Genomic DNA, 822 nt, shown 5'->3' on the forward strand with positions numbered 1-822 from the left:
TCTTTCCACCGCGAGCAGCAGACGCTCCGACCCATCCAGTGTTCAACAACCAAGCATTGGCCTTGTGTTGACTGATCTTGTCAGACAATTGTTGAGCGTATTTCATTGGGTGCAAAACCAAGAAAGGTTGACCGAAACAAGCTGAAAAAGTTGCTTGAGGCTCAGTGACTCCCTCTTCGGTACCTGCCATCTTCGAGGTGTATCCAGAAATGAAGTGGTACATAACTTGGGCATTGGTCAACTTGGACACTGGAGGCAAGACACCGGAAGCATCACATGTTAACAACACAATGTTGGTTGGGTGAGTATCAGCCAAACATGGAATCTTGGCAGAAGGAATAAAGTCAATTGGGTATGCACATCTGGTGTTTTCAGTGATGGTGGAGTTGGTGTAGTCAACAACCTTGGTTTCATGGTCGTAAACGGCATTTTCCAAAATCGCACCAAACTTGATCGAGTTGAAAATTTCTGGTTCCTTCTCAGCAGACAAGTCCAAACATTTGGCGTAACATCCACCTTCAATGTTGAACACACCGTTATCGGACCAACAGTGCTCATCGTCTCCGATCAATTTTCTGTTAGGATCGGTAGAAAGGGTGGTCTTACCAGTACCAGATAATCCGAAGAACAAGGTAACATCACCCTTTTCGTTACCCTGGTTACAAGATGAGTGCAAAGTCAAAACCTTGTGCTTGATAGGCATCAAGTAGAACATCACCGTGAAAATACCCTTCTTCATTTCTCCAGCGTACTCAGTACCCAAGATCACCATCTCCATGGCCTTAAAGTTGATTTCCACAGAAGTAGACGAAGTCATACCCT

The 822-nt window shown here is 45.0% G+C and carries 1 protein-coding gene; it reads right to left on the reverse strand.

All coding sequences use genetic code 11. The features are described from left to right. Window positions 1–778, reverse strand: a 778-nt coding sequence (locus tag H9Y04_RS49190; RefSeq protein WP_236072315.1) for a phosphoenolpyruvate carboxykinase (ATP), incomplete at its 3' end; no start/stop codon positions are given. Window positions 779–822 lie beyond the last annotated feature (44 nt).

It is taken from the genome of Streptomyces polyasparticus, assembly GCF_014493765.1.
In the GTDB taxonomy this organism is placed as follows: Bacteria; Actinomycetota; Actinomycetes; order Streptomycetales; family Streptomycetaceae; genus Streptomyces; species Streptomyces polyasparticus.